Annotated in this window: 1 protein-coding gene; it reads left to right on the top strand. The window is 68.6% G+C overall.

Annotation, left to right across the window (positions count from 1 at the left end):
* Nucleotides 1–223 (top strand): hypothetical protein (locus BN358_RS13420; RefSeq protein WP_198018498.1); only part of this gene is annotated, 223 nt, incomplete at its 5' end.
* Between the last annotated feature and the right edge of the window lie 73 nt (nt 224–296).

Here is a 296-nt window from a genome sequence, read left to right as displayed (position 1 = left end):
GGAGATGATGGCCGGAGTCGAGGTTCGCGAGCAGACGATGCTCAGCGGTCTCGCCGCCTGGCACCTGCTCGACGGCGCGCTCTACGCCGAGCTACTGGGACTCGCAGGCACCGAGATGATGGACGCCGATGCCTACTACGACGCGATGGTGTCCGCGACGGAACTGCTCCTGCTCGGGCCCGAGGTCATTCGGCCCCCAGAGGCGGTCGACGCCCAGCGCTGACCCGGAACTCACCAGGTCTCGTCGTCGTGGAGACCATCGGTCCAGGCGGCGTGGCGGTCCGCGGAGAAGCGGA

This window comes from Sedimentibacter sp. B4 (genome assembly GCF_000309315.1).
GTDB lineage: Bacteria > Bacillota > Clostridia > Tissierellales > Sedimentibacteraceae > Sedimentibacter > Sedimentibacter saalensis.
Note: the sequence above shows the minus strand (reverse complement) of the source record. Positions and strands in the feature narration are given on the sequence as shown.